Below are 1,199 nucleotides of genomic sequence, written 5' to 3' on the forward strand. Positions count from 1 at the left end.
TTTTTGCCTGCAATTGCCCCATGGCTTCATACACATGCACGGGCAGATCGGTAATAGCACCACCGCTTTGCGGGCCGATAATATTCGGGCACCAACGGTATTTGGCGAAGCTGTCGGTGATGGCCGAGCCCATCAGATAAGCGGTATTGCCCCACAGGTAGTGATCGTGATCGGAACTAATATCTTCTTTGTAATTGAAGCCCTTGATGGGGTTTTCAATCGGATCGTAGGGCAAACGTGCCAGGAAGCGCGGTGCCGTCAATCCCAGGTAGCGCGCATCCTCGGACTCACGCAGCGAACGCCACTTGGTATAGGCTGGGCCTTCAAACACCGATTTAAGATCCTTGATGGTCGGCAGATCGGTGAAGCTATCGACACCGAAAAAGGTCGGCGCGACGGAAGAAACAAACGGTGCGTGCGCCATGGCACCCACGGCGCTGACGTATTGCATCAGTTTGATATCGGGTGAGCTTTGCGTCATGGCATAGTCGCCGATCACCCCACCGATAGGCTGGCCGCCAAATTGCCCGTAACCACTGGAATAAACGTGTTTGTAAAAGCCAGATTGGGTAATTTCCGGTGCGAACTCAAAATCATCCAGCAACTCTTCTTTGGTAGCATGGAGCACCAGCAGCTTGATGTTTTCACGAAAGTCAGTGCGATCGACCAGCAGTTTCAGCGAGCGCCAGGAGCGGTTTAGCATGCAGAATGACATCGACCTGCTTGCTCAATGTCTTGTCCAGTTCGACGATCATGCTATCAACCAGCGCTTTGTTTACCGGTTCTGCGGCATTGCCGTTGTCAAGAATATTGGCCACCAGCGCCGCAATTCCCTGTTTGGCGACGCTATAGCCCTCATCGACCGGCGTAATGCGCGCCTGCGCCATGATTTCATCCAGCAATGAGCCAGAGGCACTGGCGGCGTTGGCCTGTGTTTGTGCTTCAATGATTGACATCGTTATTTCCCTATCTCGTTGTGGGCATCAATTATTCAGCCGGTTTCACCAGATCCAGCTCTTTCAGCAGTTGTTCTCTGGCTTCATCGCTGGCTAACAGATCCTGTAAACGGTTACGGAAAGCGGGAATATTGCCGAGCGGCCCCTTGAGGGCAACGAGTGCTTCACGTAGCGCCAACAGTTTGCGCAATTCAGGCACCTGTTGAGCAATACGATCGGGGGAAAAGTCATTCAGTGAAGCAA

1 protein-coding gene and 1 pseudogene are annotated in these 1,199 nt (G+C 52.8%); both read right to left on the reverse strand.

Annotation, left to right across the window (positions count from 1 at the left end; genetic code table 11):
* A pseudogene (tssC, locus tag J5224_RS28825) lies at window positions 1-956 on the reverse strand (type VI secretion system contractile sheath large subunit); the annotation flags it as partial.
* Window positions 957-987: 31 nt separating this feature from the next.
* Window positions 988-1,199, reverse strand: a 212-nt coding sequence (locus J5224_RS28830) for a type VI secretion system contractile sheath small subunit (protein WP_264628516.1), incomplete at its 5' end; no start/stop codon positions are given.

The sequence above is a fragment of the Candidatus Symbiopectobacterium sp. NZEC135 genome, assembly GCF_025962695.1.